Raw genomic sequence first — 1,720 nt, forward strand, 5'->3', positions numbered from 1 at the left:
AAGATCGAGGCGTTGTATTGGACAACGAATTTCGCTATTTACAACCAAAACATAGTGGTGAACTCCAATTTAGCCTACTACAAGACCAGCTAGCTAATAGCGAAGGCTTGCGCCACGTTGATCGTAGTGGCACCATCATTAACGAACAACCGCTGTCTGAACGCTGGCGTATCAGTTATGCGGGGCGACAAAACTGGGGCGCGGGCTTCAGCTCCAGCCTAAACTGGCAAGAAGTCTCCGACCCGGATTTTTACAACGACATTCCATTGTCGTTTGCCGCGTCTGAGGCGCGAGTTCGATCACAAACCACCTCTCTGAATCGGTCGGCACGTTTAAATTATCGGCAAGGCCCTGTTCAGGCGCATATTCAACATTATGGCTATTTACCGCTGCGAAATGGCGAACGTAACTATCTTGAAAAGTCGCCTGAGGTTGGTATTAATGTGGGGCAAAATTTCGGCGCATTTCGCACCAATCTTTATTTAGAAACCACTGAATTTAAACGTTACAGTGGTTTTAATGATTATTTTGAAGACGGTTACGTCACCGGCCAAACCTCTACCGGAGTGATGGGGCGACGCAGTTTAGCTTTACCCAGTATTCAATACCAACTCAGCCGCCCCTACGCACGTTTGCAAGCACAAGTACAAGCCAACTACCGCGAATATGACCTGATTAATGCGCCCGATGCCGCCTCCACCAACAATACAGTCATGCAATACGCGTTGCGCGGCAGTTTATTTTTTGAGCGTGATGTAAGCTTATTTAACACCCACTATATCCAAACACTCGAACCTGAAGTGCAATTACTTTATGTGCCCTACGTAGATCAAAGTCATTTGCAACGATTTGATACCGGACGCACCAGCCTTGATTTTAGCAACCTATTTCAACTTAACCGTTTTTCTGGATTCGACCGCATTGGCGACACTCAACAAATTAGTAGCGCCCTCACCACGCGCTTACTCAACAACACTGGAAAGCCGTTGGCGGATGCCGCCATCGGTCAAATATTTTACCTAGCTGACCGCGAAGTAGAATTGGCTGGCAATCAGCTTCAAGATGATCCGCGTTCCGATTATTTTGTGCGTTTAAGTGCCAACCTGAAATCCTTTAATGTGGCCTCTACCAGTCAATACGACTATCAAACCACCGAACTCACACAAATGCAAAACCGCTTAAAATGGCAAGCATTTGACCGGGTCGAATTACTTGCCGTGCATCAGGCCTTAAACTTGAATGCCGACCCGGCTTTGGATAACACCGAGAATGTTAATCGCCGCCAACAAACCATTGGCACTGGTTTAATTCTAGGACTGAGTTCGCAATGGCAACTCGCCAGCTACATAAATTACGATATTCAACAACAAGAGCGTCGTGAGTTTCTAGGCGGGCTACGTTATGATAGTTGCTGCTGGGCCTCCGAATTGGTGATTGAACAACGCCAATTGGCGGATGGACGCTATAATACCTCGGTTAACCTAGTATTCGAACTTAAGGGCCTTAGTACCGTAGGCAGTCGAATGCGTGATACCATTCAAAACACGCTCAATTTTTAACCAAATCTCTACTCAATATAAAAAGAAAGTCCTAATTATGTGGTCAAGACCGACAAAAAATCTGCTTAACAGTCTCGCTTTTATTGGTTTGTTAAGTTTATCGAATTCAGTACACGCCAACACCCTGCTCGACCGGATTGTCGCGGTGGTTAACGACGATA

At 46.2% G+C, this 1,720-nt stretch carries 1 protein-coding gene; it reads left to right on the forward strand.

Annotation, left to right across the window (positions count from 1 at the left end):
- A partial coding sequence (locus IBX48_RS10485; RefSeq protein ID WP_296834358.1) for an LPS-assembly protein LptD occupies positions 1 to 1,559 on the forward strand: 1,559 nt, incomplete at its 5' end.
- Between the last annotated feature and the right edge of the window lie 161 nt (positions 1,560 to 1,720).

The sequence above is a fragment of the Thiomicrospira sp. genome (assembly GCF_014859555.1).
Taxonomy (GTDB): domain Bacteria; phylum Pseudomonadota; class Gammaproteobacteria; order Thiomicrospirales; family Thiomicrospiraceae; genus Thiomicrospira.